Origin of the sequence: Solibacillus sp. FSL K6-1554 (assembly GCF_038005185.1) — a bacterium.
GTDB classification, from domain to species: Bacteria; Bacillota; Bacilli; order Bacillales_A; family Planococcaceae; genus Solibacillus; species Solibacillus silvestris.
Genome location: NZ_JBBOSS010000001.1, coordinates 237,501 through 254,421, shown reverse-complemented (window position 1 = coordinate 254,421; position 16,921 = coordinate 237,501). Strand labels below are relative to the sequence as shown.

Sequence of the window (16,921 nt, the reverse complement as noted above, 5' to 3'; positions counted from 1 at the left end):
TTGCTCAAATTGTTAAATTCACTAGCTTTTCATTGATTTAGTGTTTACTAGATTACGAAAGCGTTATTGATATCCAACTATAATCGCTTACAGCCGCAAGTATCTGAGGGGATACTTGCGGTTTTTTATATACAAAAAGGGCTGCCACATAACCCAAAAACCCATTTTCCTCTATGAGAAAAATGGGTTTTTTAGCTGTGCGTAAAAATATCCGTTTCGTTTTAACCTTTTCCAATCAAACTTTTAATTCTATTTGATTCCCTTTTCTAAGCAAATAAAATCGTCGATAAATAAATAACAAACGTCACGGTTAAACAGCTGATAATCGTTGAAAACAGTACTGTCTGGGCAGCTGTTGCCGATTCAATATCATACTCCAGTGCTAAGCTGGAACTGTTTCTTGATGTCGGGAATGCACTTGCGATAAATAGCGATTGTGCCACTACTCCGTCCAGACCCAATGCAAAAATAATAACTAGTGCTGTTGCAGGGCCGACTATTAATCGTGTAAAGCAGCTGACAAAAATCGTTTTATTGAACATCGAGCGCATTTCGATTGTAGAAAGCTGCGCACCTAATGTTATAAGTGCAACCGCCACAAATCCGTCTGCAATATGCTCCAGCGGAATACTAAACGTTTCCGGGATCGGTACACTAAAATAATTTAATGCCGCACCAATAATTAGCGCATGAACGATCGGCATTTTCAAAAAGTCCCGGACAATCGCTAATCCTGATTTTGTTGATGAGATTAAATTATACAAGCCATATGTATACGTCGTCATATTTTGAAAAATAACAAGAATAACTTGAATCGCTACCCCGATCGGCTGGGTTGCGAAAATCATTTGTGCAACCGGGATCCCATAGTTACCGGAGTTTATAAGGACAACACTGTTTTTAAAAACAGCCGCTTCCTTTTTATCAAGTTTTAACAACTTTGTGAGCAGCTGACTTAACAGCATTTGCGCACCGATAAACAAAATAATAAAAATCGTAATTTGTCCAAGCACGCTCATTTCAATGGATGTTTCATAAATATTGATAAATACCGCAGCCGGCATGAAACAGTATGTAATGAGGTGGGATAATGCTTTAAGGTTAAACTGAAACTTGCGCTGTAAAATAGCACCTATAATAAGTAAAATTAAAATCGGTGCAACAATTTTGAAGAAAATCATCGATAAATAGACCATGCGAAAACTCCTTTTGTGCATGTGTGCTGTAGTAGTTAATTATAGCGTATTTGTAAAGGAATTGTCAGAAGTTCCTACGGATTTTTCTGTTTTCAGCTTAGCAGTCAAACCTATTATTGCTAATTTTCCACTCTGTGCGAGACATACCCCAAAAACCCCCTTTTTCTTTGTGAGAAAAAGGGGGTTTTTTCGATGTACGTAAAAATTGATTTCCACTCCAGGACCAATCAATTTTATAAATAGTCGATTGCTATTAACGCATTGTAAATAAGTTCGGCAAACTCGCCGCGTGATAATGTTTTCTCAGGACTAAATGGACCTTGCCCATCGACAACACCAAACAGCTCTAGAATTGCAATGCTTTGACGCGCTTCAAATGTCAGGTTTGCAATATCCGTATAGCTAATGTTTAATTCATTGTATACTTTTGCCAAATCCTGATTTAAATAGCGGTACATGTTGGCAATAATAATGGCTGCTTCTTGCTTTGTCACCGAAGCATTAGGTGTAAAACGGCTCGATGTTGCACCACTCATGATGCCTGCTTCCAATAACCCCTGGACTAGTTTTAATTGCTGCGCATTTGCTATATCCAGATATTTCGATTTGGCGTTACTTGATAAATCCAGTGCCGATGCAATCATTACCGCTGCATCGAGTTTGCTTACTAGTTTATAGGTTTGAACTAGACGGCTTTTCGTATTAAATAGAATGCCGCGCTTTGCCAGCTCTCGAATTGCACGTCCTTGGTCATTGTTTGGAATATCCGTATAAATAACGCTGCTATTCGCTGCTTTAAATGTACCACCTGTGGCTGTACGGATAATGAATTTCGAGCCATCTACCTTAAATGATGCCGGTGATGTACCAGTTGATAGAACACGTTGAATTACTTGTGAAGTATTCGCCTTTAATTTAGAGACCGGAACATGAACTTCTACTGTATTTTCAAAAGTTTTTGCACGACTTCCTTCTGTAAATTGGATGTTCAGCTGATTATTCGCCACATTTACTGACACACCAACATTAGCTGTAGAAGACTTTATTTCCGATGTAGGAATAACGATTTCAATATCTCCCGCTTTTAAACGCATATTCCGGTCTGTAATATTTTTCACTTGAGAAGTGGTAATTTGTGTTGTATAACGGCCATTTTGATAGATCATCGTTTCATATTGTGACCAAGTTGGCGTTTTCGGAATCGTTGTCGCAACTGTATTTGAATCATCCGGAATGTAAAGCGAATCATATGCCGGCTTCTCAATGACTACTCCGCCCGGCTTTATTTCATGAATATAATCAGGATAATACGGATACACAAGCTCAATATAATACGGATCTCTCCACGTTGTTTCAAGACGAACAAGCTTTTCCAACGCTGTTACATGTCTTTTCGCTTCTGCCGATAAGTTGTTGTATAGTGACCGGGCTCTCGCAATTTCATGTGTCGTCGAGCTGCGGCTAATATCGTTCATATATATATCAAATGCGTTGGCATCAAGCTTTGCCTGTTTCACAACAGTATTTTGATAAATAATATAATTCTCGCCGTCAATTAAAATGTGGAGGTTTGTTACAGACGACTTCGCAAGATCACTCAGCGCATTGTACGCCATACGTATACTTTTAATTTGAACTTCTGTATATTCCAATTTGTCGATTCGATTAATGCGGTCCATCACGACTTTCGCTTCTTTTTCAGTTTGTGCCTTTTGAACAGCTAACCTGCTTTCGAAGTATTCAAGGTTTGCAACTACTTTTTTCTCAATTAGCTTTTTCGACTCGCTGTTTAATGCATCATATGCTTTACGTGCTACACTGATTTCAGTAGGCGTCGACTCGTCTTTAACGTTTGAATCATTTCTCTGACTTTATCTGCTGCGACAATATCAGGCGCAGCTGCCCCCTCTGCCTCTACTTCCCCTATCATCCCAATACTTACCGGGATTGCGGCCAATGCAGCTAGCATTAACTTTGATTTATTCATATGTATCACTACCTCATTTTATATACCATATCTATTATATCGGCTCTTATCACATATTTTAGAATAAAAAGTAAGTGGAAACTGGAGGTAGTCATGGTAAAGTAAAAATAATCCAATTATAAAGAGGAGGTTTTTTTATGAAACGCTTCTACTTCACAATTATCTCTATTATTGTAGGGCTGTCTTTTTTTATTTCTCCAACCAACTCGGTGGCAGCGAAGCAAGTGTTTAAAGATGTCCCGACAAACCATTATGCGTATGACGCAATTAAATGGGCATATGATTTTAATATTATAAACGGCTATGCTAACGGTACATTCCGTCCAAACCAACCCGTCACTGAACAACAATTTGCTCAAATTTTAGTTAGCTATTTTGATTTGGAACCTGTCTCGGAAGAACTGGATAAGTTCACAAAGAAAGAGATTCCATCCGATGCTAACTATAATACGCTTGCCACCTATCAAGTACCTTTAAACGGCTATTTCCATAACAGTATTCGAGGTGCAGCTGTAAAACGGGGAACTGTTGCACAGGCGATTGCCTATATAGCGGATGGACAAACGACTTTAAATAAAGCAATCCGTTTTTTACTGGATCATGATATTTCTAACGGACAAAACGCAAAGTATGAGCAAACTAATTTACAGCATTTTTTTGGTACAACAAATAATTTAACACGTGCACAGCTCGTTCTGTTTTTCTATAACATGCAAAATAAAAACTTCTTTTATCGTTCTGACATGGCAGAAGAAAGCTTTGCTAGTAATAGCCCGCTTTATGAACGTGCTTCCTCCGCCCGCAGTATGCTTGATAAATCATTGCGCACAGGTTCAAACTGGTCCCCTACCGCCGACAAGAAGCCAAATAAATCTTGGAATGGCGAGTATACGTATTTTCATACTTACGGTAAAGGGGACCTTGATTCAAAAGGGCGTGTATTAACAATCTCTAATAGTACGAAAACCGGTTTCCAATTGACCTATTATACGTATGACGGCTGGGAATCCGGCACGATTGAAGGAACAGCGACATTCACAACCGATACAAAAGCGCGGTTATCCAAAACAGCGGATGGTGATCGATGTGTTATTGAATTCGAACGGCTTACTAATAAGACAATTAAAACAACCGAGTTTTATTGTGAAGCCGGCCGTGATCAAGGAACGACATATAGTGGAACGCTCACTTTAGAGTAGCAAAAAGGTTCTTGTCTAATAAGGTGGCAGGAACCTTTTCAAGTTGTAATTTACCACTAAAAAATATTTATTTAATTTTGAAACTTATTTCCAATTAATCCGTCTGTACGTTAATTCCAAAATAAAGAAAGGATTTAACCTATGAAAAAAATCATTATTACCTGTGCGTTAATGCTCGTTTCTATTATCGGATTTTGCAGTTCTGCAACTGCTGCACCATATGAGACATACAAGAATTTCTATTATGTAATTTTTACAGCTGAAAATGGAAAACAAGAGGTACGAATTATTGGCTCTTCTGCACCAAAAAACTTAACTATTCCCGAAACAATCGTCGGCTTTCCTGTAACGGAAATTGCGGATAATGCTTTTGCGATTGATACAGAATGGTTTAATTATGATGCGCCTGATTATGAAGAGAGAATCGTCCATACCGTTAGTTTTCCGAAAACGTTGAAACGAATCGGTGATGGAGCATTTATAAACAACTCCCTTCAAAACGTTACATTACCAGCCGGACTTGAAGAAATCGGGACAGAAGCTTTTATGGGGAATTCCATTTCATCCCTTACTGTTCCAGATTCAGTCACAACAATTGGTTCATCAATCGTCGGCACTCTATATAGTGAGCGTAATGTAGAGTTGATTTTACCTGCTCATTTACAAAGTAATCAGGACCACCAATATGAAAATTTATATTATGCCATTACGGAACATAACGGGAAGCAGGAAATTAAAATTACCGGCTTTGACGAAAATGCAGGCGCTGAGTCGTTCAATATTCCGGCTGCCATCAATGGCATTCCGGTTACCGAAATCGCACCATTTGCCTTTACAACTAAACACTCCATCATTCCGGCTACTAACAAAGCAATGAGTAAAGAGCAATTTAGTGTAACTTTGCCAAATACAATTCGTGTTATCGGACCTTATGCATTTGCATCCGTTAATTACGATAAAAATAAGCCGCTTCAACTTCCTGCCAGTTTGGAAGTAATCGGCAACAATGCGTTCAGCTTCAGTGAAAACATATTCGGAGGGAAAACTCTTGTACTACCGAACAACTTGAAAAAAATCGGTAAGGAAGCATTCAGCAGGAATAAAATTGCCGGCGTCTCGATCCCGGACTCTGTTACGCACCTTGGCAAAAAGGCCTTTTACGCAAACCGCTTGTCACAAGTAAAAGTCGGCAATGGCATTAAAACCATTCCAGACTTTGCTTTTGCAAACAATGCAATTACAAGTTTAACTTTACCCAATTCATTACAGACAATTGGCCAAAGTGCATTCCAGTACAATAAGCTGCCGCGCCTATCATTACCGAACAGCGTAACAAATATAGGACAGTATGCATTTGCCTTTAATAGTTTGACTGCATTAACGTTGTCAGATGGATTAAAAACTATTTCGGCCAATGCATTTGCGAACAATAAACTAACAGATGTAACGATTCCAAAATCAGTCGTGGCCATTGAAAGTTTCGCTTTTCATACAAATAAACTTAAATCTGTGAAATTCCCGGCAACATTAAAGCTAATTGGTGACCAAGCTTTTGAAACAAACGAATTAACATCGCTAACACTCCCAGAAAATGTGCAAAGTATTAAGTACGGAGCCTTTAGCGATAATAAATTGACTAAAATCACCATTCCGTCAAAGCTAACTGAGATTGAAAGCTTTGTGTTTGCGGATAATAAGTTAACTAAAGTGACGATTCCTAAAAACATTAAAGTTATCGAACAATATGCATTCATAGACAATGCTTTAACATCTGTTTCATTAAAATACGGGTTAACATCAATTGGCCAGCATGCCTTTGATATGAACAGGTTAACTTCCATCATCATACCGGACAGTGTAACAGCGATGGGACCGTATGTATTTGCTAATAACAAATTAAAATCAGTCCAAATTTCTAAAAATATAAAAGTATTGAAAGAAGCTGCGTTTGCGAACAATGCGCTGAATTCGATTACGATCCCTTCGAAAGTAACGACAATCAGCAATGGTGCTTTTTTCAATAACAAGCTAACAAAGCTGACAGTTCCTGCAAATGTCCAGTCAGTAGAGTTCAGTTCAGTGCTTATGAATCCGCTGAAAACCATTACATTACAAGGTAAGAAAACAACGATTATTAAATCGGCCGACATTAATAAAGCATCTGCTAAATATGAATTTGGTATCAATACAAAACCGCTGAACAATCTTTATACAACGAGTAAGTATACAAAAGCTTTCGCAAAATGGAATCAACCTCAAACGACTCCGACGACACTTTATGTGAGATGGAAATAATACGCTATAACAAAAACAGCTGCCTCTCCCGGGCAGCTGTTTTCATTGATCAATCAAACTTGTAACTGAAAAACACCAATCCTCGCCCCGCAACTCACGCACAATTAAACCGCGCTGTTCTGCCAGGAGCGTTAATCCGATAATTTCTGAAATTATAAATGTAAAATACTTCGCAAAACGGGCACCATAGATTGCATCTCCTAATTGTTTCGCCGTATGATTTCCTTCACTAATTTTGGATACAACCTTTTGCAGCTTGTATTCTATTTTACTTAAGCTTTTCTCCATCACTTCATTCAAGTTTTCATAAATCTCTTTATGTCCGGCAAATACGGTGCGCACATTGTATGCTTTCATTTTCTCAATCGAGTCTATATATTGGCTAATCGGGTTCGTTATGTCTCCTGATTCGTCATGATCGATTAAAGCATTCGTCATACCAGTAGCCAATAAAAAGTCCCCCGCGAATAGCCATCCTGTCTCCTCATCAAACAAACAAATTGAATCCGGTGAATGCCCGGGAGCAGTCATTACGCGTAATCCTCCGATTGCTTGCCCGTCTTCCAGTTTCAGAATCGGCGGATAGATCATCACATGTTCTTTATTTTGAAGGGTATTCTCCATTTTTGCCATTCGTTCACGGGCAAATTCCGGTACGCCGTATTGCTCATACAACTCATAGTAAAAGCTAAGCTTCTGCTGTAAATAATCATCCTCACACTTCAAACGGGGAATGGCGATTTCACTTGCATAGACAGGAATCGGGTATTCATTCGCAATTTGATTGACTACTCCGATATGATCATTATGAAAATGAGTTAAAATAATCCGGGTAATTTGATTAATTTCTATATTATATTCTTTCAATTTCCGATAAAAAAACTGCTCAAATTCCTCATTTTTGATGCCCGCATCGATTAATGTATAGTCTTCTCCATTTTGGTAGACATAACAGTTAATACTCCCCAATCCACTATAGTCAGAAGGGAAAATAATCGGATAGACTGCTTTATTCCCTGTTTTTATTATTGCATCCACTTTTCCACCTGCTTCCACTGTTTTATACGCAGAAAGGGCATGCCCCGAAATTCATTCCAGACAGCCCCTCTATTGTATCTTTATAATACCTTACTATACGCACATCAAACAGTGGATACTTCCATTATTACTCTACCTTTTGCGGCTGTACCAATTCTAAATGGCGCTGCATTTGCCCTACGTGACTTTCAGTATGCAAAATAATTAGATGGTTGATTAAAAATGATAACGGCTTGCCATCAAAATTCGGGTTGTAGCTAGGTGCAGTTTTTTCTAAATCTTCCTGTTGCACTTTTGCAAAGCTTTCGTTCACTAAAGGAATGAGCGCATTGAGCCTTGCAATCGCTTTTTCCTTTGAAACAGTCGCTACATAATTTTCATCTACCGCAGCTAAACGACGGACATGTTCATGGTTACGTCCCCATTTCGCTCCTGGTACGACTAGGAGTGCCTCTAAGTCGGCTACCCAAAACTCGATTGCTTCGATGATGTGTGTAGCGATTTGCATAACCGACCATTTTTCTTCGGATGGTTTTTTATACAGCACTCCCGTCTCTGTTATACTTATTAGATCAACCATACTATTGATGCTTTTCTCGAAACTTTCAAACTTCTTTTCCATAACATTAGTTTTCATGATATAATCTCCTTATTTTGAATGACTTTTTAAGAAAGGTGAATAGAATACTATGTCAAGCAGTACTACAATCGGATCATTAGCATTAGGTATTCAAATTATCGATGTCGTTGCGCAAAGCGACCACCCACTACGTTTTTCCGATATTCAGGAACAAACAGGCATTTCTAAAAGTAATCTCTATAAATATTTAAATACACTTATCCAGTTAGATTTGCTTTATCGTGATCAAAAGACCGGTAGCTATTCACTCGGCTATAAATTTTTGGAATACGGGAATGCTGCCATGCAAAACGACGATTTTATCGAACGCCTTACACCCTATTTTAAAGAACTTAGCAATCTCACAAATATGACGACATTGCTATCGCTTTGGGTAAATGATTCCCCTGTAATCACAAATATTTGGAATACGAATTTTGGCTTAAGTATCGGTGCGCAAGTCGGTACGAAACTGCCGATTAATTCATCTACAGGAAAAATTTTTGCGGCCTATGCTAATTCCTTGGAAATTACGAACTGGATTGAAGCTCAGCAAAATGAACTTGCCAATTTTGATGTTGCGGCTTTTCAACGCGAGCTGAAAGGAATTCGCAAAAACGGGTTTTCGTTTGCACATGAGCCTCTTGTCCGTCATGTTTCCTCTATCGGTTTACCAATACTCAATTACAAAAATGAGCTTGTCGGTGCCATCACAGTTGTTGGCTTTGAAGAGGACGTACCTACAGACACTTCATCTGAAATGATGCAGCAAATTATTGATATGAGTAAAGAAATGTCGACTGTATATGGCTTTAAAGAGAAAGGGAACTAATCCCCTTTCTCTTTTTAATTTTCCGTTATTCAGCTCTTAACTTCACTTTTGCGTGTGTTGAAGTAATTATATAAAAAGTCTGCTACATCATAGTTTGTTTCCTTGTGACTGCCGAATAAATGATCACGTAATAACACAAGCGCACGGTCAAGGTCGTCAGCTGTATCTGCATGAATAATTTCACCCCAGCGACGTGCTGAATTTTGTACCATTGCTGAACGCGGTTGGCGCTCTTTTTGATAACGTAAAAATGCTTCATTGTACGTTGCTTCATTTTCTAAAGCTTCTCCTAATACATATGCATCTTCAAGTGCCTGTGCACCGCCTTGTGCTAAATATTGGAGCATCGGGTGAGCTGCATCTCCCAATAGTGTTACATTTTCATCTGTCCAGTTTTCTATTGGCAGACGGTGGAACATCGGCCAGCGGAATTGAGTCGAAATATACTTTAACGCACGCTCTACATCCGGATGTGCACCTTCAAAGCGTTGTTGCATTTCTTCCGGAGTCCCCCAGTCGCCTTCCGGTTTATAGTCATATGTTTTGAAAACAACAACTTGATTATATAACTCACCGCGACGAACAGGATATTGTACTAAGTGTAAGTTCGGTCCAATCCACATAATCACATCATCCATTGCAATATCGCCTTCAGCAGTAATCTCTTCAATCGGTAATGTCCCACGGTATGCTACATATTCCGAACAGATCATTTCGTCTTGAGAAAATAGCTTACGTACATTTGATTTAATACCATCTGCCCCGATTGCTGCTTCTGCTGTATAGGACTCACCACGTTGGTTTGTAATCGTTACTTGATCTGGCGTTTGTGATACTGTTTGGATTTGCTCATCGTTTTTAAATGAAATACGGTTATTTTTCAAACATGCTTCATATAAAACACGGTGTAGATCCGAGCGGTGCAATACAACGTACGGCTGCTTGAAACGCTCCTGGAAACCGTCAGTCAAATCAAGTACAGCTAATTCCTTTGCCGTATAAATATCTTTTAGCACTAAGCGCTTCGGTACGACCGCTACATTCAATATTTCTTCTTTAACACCTAATTGGTCCAATACATGCAGTGCGTTAGGTGCTAATTGTATACCTGCTCCTATTTCTCCGAATGCAGGTGCTTGTTCTAATACTGCTACCGTTTTATCTGTGCGTTGTACTATTGAAAGCGCTGTCGCTAAACCGCCAATTCCCCCACCAACTACAATTACATCACTAATATTTGTCATATCATTACCTCCAATTCTATAAATAGAGAACTTTGTTTACTTATAATGAAAATGTAACGTAAAAGAGAAACATTTGTCAATAATATTTCTAAATTTACTGATAATTAATTGATTTTAATAGGTCCTAAATCACTTATTTAAAAGATTTTTCTGAAAAATATTGACTTTACTACCTAAAGTACTTTATATTTTCTTTAAATAGAGAACTTTGTATTCTATTTCGATAAAGGAGGATAACTATGAAATTAGTCAACTATACAGTGAACGGTATTACACGTGCTGGAGCGATTGTGAAGGAACAAGTAATCGATTTAAACCATGCTTTTGAAGCAAAACTTCAAGCAGAAGGTGAATATCGTTATAAGGAGATTGCCCATGCTTATGTGCCGGCAACTACAGATGGTATTTATGAAGGCGGGAAAAAATCTATTGAATTGGCGCAACAAGCTGTCGACTTCATTTTAGAGAATCCAAATGCTTCTATTACAAAAGCGGTTTTTGATCGTAACGAAGTACATGTTGGAGCACCAGTATTAAATCCAGGAAAGATCATTTGTGTAGGTCACAATTACCGTGAGCATATTCTGGAAATGGGCCGTGAGTTACCAACACATCCAGTTATTTTCGCTAAATTTGCAAATACACTTTTAGGGCCTGATGATGATATTCCATTCTATCCGATTTCTGAACAGCTTGATTATGAAGCAGAGTTTACATTTGTTATTGGCAAACAAGCCCGTAATGTTTCAGAAGAAGACGCCCTGGATTACGTAGCCGGCTATACAATTACGAACGATGTGACTTATCGTGATATCCAACGTCGTACATTACAATGGCTGCAAGGTAAAACAGTAGACGGTTCTGCACCGATGGGACCTTATTTATTAACAGCTGATGAATTACCGGATCCATCAGGGTTATCTGTTGTATTGACAGTGAATGGCGAAGTACGCCAGCAAACGAACACGGCTAACTTAGTATTTTCTGTACAAAAGCTAGTTGCTTTCCTTTCTAACTTAATGACATTAGAGCCGGGTGATGTAATTTTAACAGGTACTCCAGGTGGTGTTGGGGTTGCAATGAATCCTCCGACTTTCTTGAAAGACGGCGATGTTGTCCGCATCGAAATTGATAAAGTTGGTGCTCTGGAAAACAAAGTAGCAGCTGCAAATGTGCCAGTTAGTGTATAACCTTCAATACGGTCTAGTATTCTTTATGCACAATTACTATTAAAGGAGTGAAGATGTATGGCAGGAGTATCAGAAGAAGTAAAAGAGTTTATGAAAAGTGATACGGTAAAAGATTTTACAAAAGATATTGAACAATATCATTTAGGTCCACTTTGGGAAGCCATTCCGGAAATTATGAATCATACACCAAAGCCACAAGCACAAGCTTACCTTTGGAGTGATGAACTAATTAAAAAGAAAATGGGCGAAGCAGCACAAATCTTTACACCAGATCGTGGTGGAGAACGTCGTGCAATCTATTTCCAAAATCCAGGATTAACATATCGTCAGCCATGGGGTTGGGCATCTACTACACAAACGATTTACGTAGCGGTACAAATGCTGTTACCGGGTGAAAAAGCCCCCTCTCACCGTCACTCTCAATCAGCATTGCGCTTTATTTCTGAAGGACAAGGCGCCTACACAATCGTACAAGGCGAACGTATTTTCATGGAGGAAGGCGACTTTTTAATTACACCTAAAGGTTTATGGCACGGGCATGAACATGTTGGCGATGAGCCGATGTTATGGACAGACGCGCTGGATATCCCGACTTTATACGGAATCGGCGGTACTTTCTTCGATCCTTATGAAGGCGGTTTACAAGAGCCGAATATTCCGGATAACTTCACGGAAAAGCGTTATCGTGGAGGAATGGTACGCCCTGTCGGAGATGACAAGTATACAGTAGCACCACTTGCCAACTATAAATGGGATCGTACGGTTGAAGGAATTAAAGGCTTAATGTCATTTGATCCAGACCCGCATCATGGTTTTGCTGTTGAATATATTAATCCTTCTACAGGTAAAGCAGCCAACCCGACATTAGGTACACGTATGCAGCACTTACCAGCTGGCATGCATACAAAAGCTTTACGCCATACGCATTCTACTGTTTATCAAGTGCATAGAGGTGAAGGCTATACAGTTATTAACGGTACACGCTTTGACTGGAAAAAAGGCGATTACTTTGTCGTTCCAAACTGGGCTTGGTATGAGCACTATGCTTCAAAAGATTCGTACTTATTCTCTGTAAATGATATTCCAATTATGGATCGTTTTGAATTAGAGATCGAGCAAGCGTATGAGTCGAATAATGGTCACCAGGAAGTGACTGGAGAATTTAAAGCTGCATTCCGTTAATGCAGCATCTATAAAAATTCTGCCCAATTTTTATAGAACGTAAAACTCTTCATTTTTAATCACATAGTATAACAATTGAACTTTGAACAATTTTCCACGCATCCCTTTTATAATATATCTCAAAAAACATCCTACATCGATAAATCGTCCATGCCGAAAGCGATTTGTCTGTAGGATGTTTTTTATTAAAGTATAAATTTGTAATAGCTGTATGATTTACTATTTGTATCGCTCATTACAGCTGGACAGTCTACCAGGTAACCTTCATTTTTATTGATGGCCCTCCCTTTACTAAACAAAAGGCTCTGTTAAATTTAATTGTTGATTTTGAAATAAATAATTAGAGGAGCTCAGCAAATTAAGTTCCTCTAATTATTTTCCTTTCATGACAATACTCATACTCTAATTTAACCTTTAGTTTTCTACACGAATAAAGCACTTTTCATATATTTCAATGGCTTCAATTTGTAAATCATTTAAATTAATCTTCAATTCAACTTCAAGGTCTTCATTTTCTTCTCCATCCCAGCAGATGTATATTTCACAAATATCACCCTTCGGGAGCAATTCTTTTAGAGAATGACATAAATCGAGAAAATTTTTTTTAGATTTTTCATAGTTATGTGGAGAATAAGCCTTATTATAGTCCGTCAATTCCCAAATAGGATTTGCAAATTGTAAAATCTCAAAGATATAGGGTGTCGTAAAATGCTTTTGTTTAACTATGTTAAGATGTTCTGCATCGGGGCAAACATAGTCAACTTCATATTCATGTTCTACATCACCTTCATTTCGTTTTATCGGAAAATTAAAGCCTATATAGGCTATCATACTCATTTCTTCAAACTCCTTAACATTCAGTATTTCAAATAATTCCCTATGTTGAATTCATTTTTAAAATAACAAAAAACACATTGCAAAATCTGCAATGTGTTTTCTTTCAAGTGTATATGACCCGTACGGGATTCGAACCCGTGTTACCGCCGTGAAAGGGCGGTGTCTTAACCACTTGACCAACGGGCCAATGGCTCCGAAGGCAGGACTCGAACCTGCGACCTGCCGGTTAACAGCCGGATGCTCTACCAACTGAGCTACTTCGGAATAATACTATGGTGGGCCTAAATGGACTCGAACCATCGACCTCACGCTTATCAGGCGTGCGCTCTAACCAGCTGAGCTATAGGCCCATAGTATGGTGGGTTTGGACGGAATCGAACCGCCGACACTTAGAGCTTCAATCTAATGCTCTACCAACTGAGCTACAAACCCATAAAAAAAATGGCGGTCCCGACCGGGATCGAACCGGCGATCTCCTGCGTGACAGGCAGGCATGTTAACCGCTACACCACGGGACCAACATCTAAAGTAAAAATATTAAAAATGGAGGAGGTAGAGGGATTCGAACCCCCGCGCGGTGTTACCCGCCTGTCGGTTTTCAAGACCGATCCCTTCAGCCAGACTTGGGTATACCTCCAAAGGGAATAAAATATAAATGGTGGAGCCTAGCGGGATCGAACCGCTGACCTCCTGCGTGCAAGGCAGGCGCTCTCCCAGCTGAGCTAAGGCCCCATAAATAATGGTCGGAATGACAGGATTCGAACCTACGACCCCTTGGTCCCAAACCAAGTGCTCTACCAAGCTGAGCTACATTCCGAATATGTCAGTAAAAATATATTATGGCGCGCCCGGCAGGAGTCGAACCCACAACCTTCTGATCCGTAGTCAGACGCTCTATCCAATTGAGCTACGGGCGCGCATTATTAGAGATAAGAATTATAAAATGGTGCCGAGGGCCGGAATCGAACCGGCACGGTGATCACTCACCGCAGGATTTTAAGTCCTGTGCGTCTGCCAGTTCCGCCACCCCGGCATTTTGGAGCGGAAGACGAGGTTCGAACTCGCGACCCCCACCTTGGCAAGGTGGTGTTCTACCACTGAACTACTTCCGCAAAATGCTTAAGATCTATTTATTCTGACAGTATGTATAATTTTATAAAACTGGTGAGCCATGAAGGACTCGAACCTTCGACCCTCTGATTAAAAGTCAGATGCTCTACCAACTGAGCTAATGGCTCTCTAAATGGTGCCGGCGAAAGGAGTCGAACCCTCGACCTACTGATTACAAGTCAGTTGCTCTACCAACTGAGCTACACCGGCATTTAGAAATGGTGGAGGATGACGGGCTCGAACCGCCGACCCCCTGCTTGTAAGGCAGGTGCTCTCCCAGCTGAGCTAATCCTCCAATATTCTAGCGAAGCGACGTCCTACTCTCACAGGGGGAAGCCCCCAACTACCATCGGCGCTAAAGAGCTTAACTTCCGTGTTCGGTATGGGAACGGGTGTGACCTCTTTGCCATCATCACTTCACTATTGAAAGAATTTCATTCTTTCAAAACTGGATAAACGTTTCATTGAATTGCGCAATAAAATGTGGTTAAGTCCTCGACCGATTAGTATTCGTCAGCTGCATGCGTCACCGCACTTCCACCTCGAACCTATCTACCTGATCGTCTTTCAGGGGTCTTACTTACTTGCGTAATGGGAAATCTCATCTTGAGGGGGGCTTCATGCTTAGATGCTTTCAGCACTTATCCCGTCCATACATAGCTACCCAGCGATGCCTTTGGCAAGACAACTGGTACACCAGCGGTATGTCCATCCCGGTCCTCTCGTACTAAGGACAGCTCCTCTCAAATTTCCTACGCCCACGACGGATAGGGACCGAACTGTCTCACGACGTTCTGAACCCAGCTCGCGTACCGCTTTAATGGGCGAACAGCCCAACCCTTGGGACCGACTACAGCCCCAGGATGCGATGAGCCGACATCGAGGTGCCAAACCTCCCCGTCGATGTGGACTCTTGGGGGAGATAAGCCTGTTATCCCCGGGGTAGCTTTTATCCGTTGAGCGATGGCCCTTCCATGCGGAACCACCGGATCACTAAGCCCGTCTTTCGACCCTGCTCGACTTGTAGGTCTCGCAGTCAAGCTCCCTTATGCCTTTACACTCTACGAATGATTTCCAACCATTCTGAGGGAACCTTTGGGCGCCTCCGTTACTCTTTAGGAGGCGACCGCCCCAGTCAAACTGTCCGCCTGACACTGTCTCCTACCCCGCTAAGGGGCATGGGTTAGAAGTTCAATACAACCAGGGTAGTATCCCACCGACGCCTCCTTCGAAGCTGGCGCTCCGAGATCTCTGGCTCCTACCTATCCTGTACAAGTTGTACCAAAATTCAATATCAGGCTACAGTAAAGCTCCACGGGGTCTTTCCGTCCTGTCGCGGGTAACCTGCATCTTCACAGGTACTATAATTTCACCGAGTCTCTCGTTGAGACAGTGCCCAGATCGTTACGCCTTTCGTGCGGGTCGGAACTTACCCGACAAGGAATTTCGCTACCTTAGGACCGTTATAGTTACGGCCGCCGTTTACTGGGGCTTCAATTCACAGCTTCGCTTGCGCTAACCGCTCCTCTTAACCTTCCAGCACCGGGCAGGCGTCAGCCCCTATACGTCACCTTACGGTTTTGCAGAGACCTGTGTTTTTGCTAAACAGTCGCCTGGGCCTATTCACTGCGGCTTCTCTAGGCTATGCACCCAAAGAAGCACCCCTTCTCCCGAAGTTACGGGGTCATTTTGCCGAGTTCCTTAACGAGAGTTCTCTCGCACACCTTAGGATTCTCTCCTCGACTACCTGTGTCGGTTTGCGGTACGGGCACCTCTCACCTCGATAGAGGCTTTTCTTGGCAGTGTGAAATCAGGAACTTCGCTCATACGAGCTCGTCATCACAGCTCAACGTTATAGTATGCGGATTTGCCTACATACACGCCTTACTGCTTGAACACGCGCAACCAACGGCGTGCTTACCCTATCCTACTGCGTCCCCCCATTTCTCAAACGGTGAGGAGGTGGTACAGGAATATCAACCTGTTGTCCATCGCCTACGCCTATCGGCCTCGGCTTAGGTCCCGACTAACCCTGAGCGGACGAGCCTTCCTCAGGAAACCTTAGTCATACGGTGCATGGGATTCTCACCCATGTTTCGCTACTCATACCGGCATTCTCACTTCTAACCGCTCCACCAGTCCTTCCGGTCTGACTTCAACGCTGTTAGAACGCTCTCCTACCACGCATACTC

12 protein-coding genes, 14 tRNA genes and 2 rRNA genes (1 of these 28 running past the window's edge) are annotated in these 16,921 nt (G+C 41.0%); 5 read left to right on the top strand and 23 right to left on the bottom strand.

Annotated elements, in window-relative coordinates; genetic code table 11:
* Window positions 1-266: 266 nt before the first annotated feature.
* The 3 genes from MHB58_RS01300 to MHB58_RS01290 all read right to left on the bottom strand — a co-directional run bounded on the left by MHB58_RS01300 (window position 267) and on the right by MHB58_RS01290 (window position 3,183).
* A complete protein-coding gene (locus tag MHB58_RS01300) occupies window positions 267-1,196 on the bottom strand; it encodes an AEC family transporter (RefSeq protein WP_008407946.1) in 930 nt (309 codons plus the stop codon).
* 233 nt (window positions 1,197-1,429) lie between these two features.
* Window positions 1,430-2,875, bottom strand: coding sequence for an S-layer homology domain-containing protein (locus MHB58_RS01295; RefSeq protein ID WP_041865806.1), 1,446 nt, complete (start codon window positions 2,873-2,875; stop codon window positions 1,430-1,432).
* 134 nt (window positions 2,876-3,009) lie between these two features.
* Window positions 3,010-3,183 (bottom strand): hypothetical protein, encoded by a 174-nt coding sequence (locus tag MHB58_RS01290; protein ID WP_014824981.1) that lies wholly within the window; start codon window positions 3,181-3,183, stop codon window positions 3,010-3,012.
* Window positions 3,184-3,320: 137 nt separating this feature from the next.
* On the opposite strand from MHB58_RS01290, the gene MHB58_RS01285 reads away from it, so the two are divergent.
* Together MHB58_RS01285 and MHB58_RS01280 are read left to right on the top strand one after the other, a co-directional pair.
* The gene (locus MHB58_RS01285) at window positions 3,321-4,382 is read left to right on the top strand and encodes an S-layer homology domain-containing protein (protein ID WP_014824982.1); all 1,062 of its coding nucleotides are present in this window, start codon (window positions 3,321-3,323) and stop codon (window positions 4,380-4,382) included.
* A 141-nt stretch (window positions 4,383-4,523) separates the two neighbouring features.
* Window positions 4,524-6,677: a leucine-rich repeat domain-containing protein gene (locus tag MHB58_RS01280; protein ID WP_340734525.1), complete on the top strand. Its 2,154-nt coding sequence runs from the start codon at window positions 4,524-4,526 to the stop codon at window positions 6,675-6,677.
* A gap of 42 nt (window positions 6,678-6,719) precedes the next feature.
* On the opposite strand, the gene MHB58_RS01275 is transcribed toward MHB58_RS01280, so the two are convergent.
* Together MHB58_RS01275 and MHB58_RS01270 are read right to left on the bottom strand one after the other, a co-directional pair.
* Complete coding sequence (locus MHB58_RS01275) at window positions 6,720-7,715, bottom strand: MBL fold metallo-hydrolase (protein WP_014824984.1); 996 nt, start codon at window positions 7,713-7,715, stop codon at window positions 6,720-6,722.
* Between the two features lie 127 nt (window positions 7,716-7,842).
* Window positions 7,843-8,352 (bottom strand): DinB family protein, encoded by a 510-nt coding sequence (locus tag MHB58_RS01270; RefSeq protein WP_065217556.1) that lies wholly within the window; start codon window positions 8,350-8,352, stop codon window positions 7,843-7,845.
* A 52-nt stretch (window positions 8,353-8,404) separates the two neighbouring features.
* On the opposite strand from MHB58_RS01270, the gene MHB58_RS01265 reads away from it, so the two are divergent.
* Window positions 8,405-9,166, top strand: a complete 762-nt coding sequence (locus MHB58_RS01265; protein ID WP_014824986.1) for an IclR family transcriptional regulator — start codon at window positions 8,405-8,407, stop codon at window positions 9,164-9,166.
* Between the two features lie 29 nt (window positions 9,167-9,195).
* On the opposite strand, the gene MHB58_RS01260 is transcribed toward MHB58_RS01265, so the two are convergent.
* Entirely contained in the window at window positions 9,196-10,410 is a 1,215-nt protein-coding gene (locus tag MHB58_RS01260; protein WP_014824987.1) for an FAD-dependent monooxygenase, read from the bottom strand.
* 239 nt (window positions 10,411-10,649) lie between these two features.
* Between MHB58_RS01260 and MHB58_RS01255 the strand changes: the two genes are divergently transcribed.
* A complete protein-coding gene (locus MHB58_RS01255; protein WP_008407937.1) occupies window positions 10,650-11,600 on the top strand; it encodes a fumarylacetoacetate hydrolase family protein in 951 nt (316 codons plus the stop codon).
* A gap of 57 nt (window positions 11,601-11,657) precedes the next feature.
* A complete protein-coding gene (locus MHB58_RS01250; protein WP_008407936.1) occupies window positions 11,658-12,782 on the top strand; it encodes a cupin domain-containing protein in 1,125 nt (374 codons plus the stop codon).
* Window positions 12,783-13,196: 414 nt separating this feature from the next.
* Here the strand turns inward: MHB58_RS01250 and MHB58_RS01245 are convergent, their stop codons facing one another.
* The 17 genes from MHB58_RS01245 to MHB58_RS01165 form a co-directional block, all read right to left on the bottom strand.
* Window positions 13,197-13,619, bottom strand: coding sequence for a hypothetical protein (locus tag MHB58_RS01245; RefSeq protein WP_014824988.1), 423 nt, complete (start codon window positions 13,617-13,619; stop codon window positions 13,197-13,199).
* Window positions 13,620-13,733: 114 nt separating this feature from the next.
* Window positions 13,734-13,805 (bottom strand) — tRNA-Glu (locus tag MHB58_RS01240).
* 2 nt (window positions 13,806-13,807) lie between these two features.
* Window positions 13,808-13,883: transfer RNA gene (locus MHB58_RS01235), tRNA-Asn, on the bottom strand.
* Between the two features lie 9 nt (window positions 13,884-13,892).
* Window positions 13,893-13,969, bottom strand: a tRNA-Ile gene (locus MHB58_RS01230).
* Window positions 13,970-13,975: 6 nt separating this feature from the next.
* Window positions 13,976-14,051 (bottom strand) — tRNA-Phe (locus tag MHB58_RS01225).
* 10 nt (window positions 14,052-14,061) lie between these two features.
* A tRNA-Asp gene (locus MHB58_RS01220) sits at window positions 14,062-14,137 on the bottom strand.
* A gap of 26 nt (window positions 14,138-14,163) precedes the next feature.
* Window positions 14,164-14,256, bottom strand: a tRNA-Ser gene (locus MHB58_RS01215).
* A gap of 19 nt (window positions 14,257-14,275) precedes the next feature.
* Window positions 14,276-14,351: transfer RNA gene (locus MHB58_RS01210), tRNA-Ala, on the bottom strand.
* Between the two features lie 8 nt (window positions 14,352-14,359).
* Window positions 14,360-14,436 (bottom strand) — tRNA-Pro (locus MHB58_RS01205).
* Window positions 14,437-14,459: 23 nt separating this feature from the next.
* Window positions 14,460-14,536: transfer RNA gene (locus MHB58_RS01200), tRNA-Arg, on the bottom strand.
* A gap of 27 nt (window positions 14,537-14,563) precedes the next feature.
* A tRNA-Leu gene (locus MHB58_RS01195) sits at window positions 14,564-14,652 on the bottom strand.
* 4 nt (window positions 14,653-14,656) lie between these two features.
* A tRNA-Gly gene (locus MHB58_RS01190) sits at window positions 14,657-14,731 on the bottom strand.
* A 50-nt stretch (window positions 14,732-14,781) separates the two neighbouring features.
* Window positions 14,782-14,857: transfer RNA gene (locus MHB58_RS01185), tRNA-Lys, on the bottom strand.
* Between the two features lie 6 nt (window positions 14,858-14,863).
* A tRNA-Thr gene (locus MHB58_RS01180) sits at window positions 14,864-14,939 on the bottom strand.
* 9 nt (window positions 14,940-14,948) lie between these two features.
* Window positions 14,949-15,024: transfer RNA gene (locus MHB58_RS01175), tRNA-Val, on the bottom strand.
* A gap of 9 nt (window positions 15,025-15,033) precedes the next feature.
* Window positions 15,034-15,149: ribosomal RNA gene (rrf, locus tag MHB58_RS01170) — 5S ribosomal RNA — on the bottom strand.
* Window positions 15,150-15,212: 63 nt separating this feature from the next.
* Window positions 15,213-16,921 (bottom strand): 23S ribosomal RNA (locus MHB58_RS01165) (it continues 1,220 nt past the right edge of the window).

Excerpts from the sequence above, each read along its gene's own strand:
- MHB58_RS01255 (WP_008407937.1), top strand. The coding sequence starts at position 10,650 with ATGAAATTAGTCAACTATACAGTGAACGGTATTACACGTGCTGGAGCG.
- MHB58_RS01285 (WP_014824982.1), top strand. The coding sequence starts at position 3,321 with ATGAAACGCTTCTACTTCACAATTATCTCTATTATTGTAGGGCTGTCT.
- MHB58_RS01245 (WP_014824988.1), bottom strand. The coding sequence starts at position 13,619 with ATGAGTATGATAGCCTATATAGGCTTTAATTTTCCGATAAAACGAAAT.
- MHB58_RS01295 (WP_041865806.1), bottom strand. The coding sequence starts at position 2,875 with ATGGACCGCATTAATCGAATCGACAAATTGGAATATACAGAAGTTCAA.
- MHB58_RS01290 (WP_014824981.1), bottom strand. The coding sequence starts at position 3,183 with ATGAATAAATCAAAGTTAATGCTAGCTGCATTGGCCGCAATCCCGGTA.
- MHB58_RS01300 (WP_008407946.1), bottom strand. The coding sequence starts at position 1,196 with ATGGTCTATTTATCGATGATTTTCTTCAAAATTGTTGCACCGATTTTA.
- MHB58_RS01250 (WP_008407936.1), top strand. The coding sequence starts at position 11,658 with ATGGCAGGAGTATCAGAAGAAGTAAAAGAGTTTATGAAAAGTGATACG.
- MHB58_RS01280 (WP_340734525.1), top strand. The coding sequence starts at position 4,524 with ATGAAAAAAATCATTATTACCTGTGCGTTAATGCTCGTTTCTATTATC.
- MHB58_RS01260 (WP_014824987.1), bottom strand. The coding sequence starts at position 10,410 with ATGACAAATATTAGTGATGTAATTGTAGTTGGTGGGGGAATTGGCGGT.
- MHB58_RS01265 (WP_014824986.1), top strand. The coding sequence starts at position 8,405 with ATGTCAAGCAGTACTACAATCGGATCATTAGCATTAGGTATTCAAATT.
- MHB58_RS01270 (WP_065217556.1), bottom strand. The coding sequence starts at position 8,352 with ATGAAAACTAATGTTATGGAAAAGAAGTTTGAAAGTTTCGAGAAAAGC.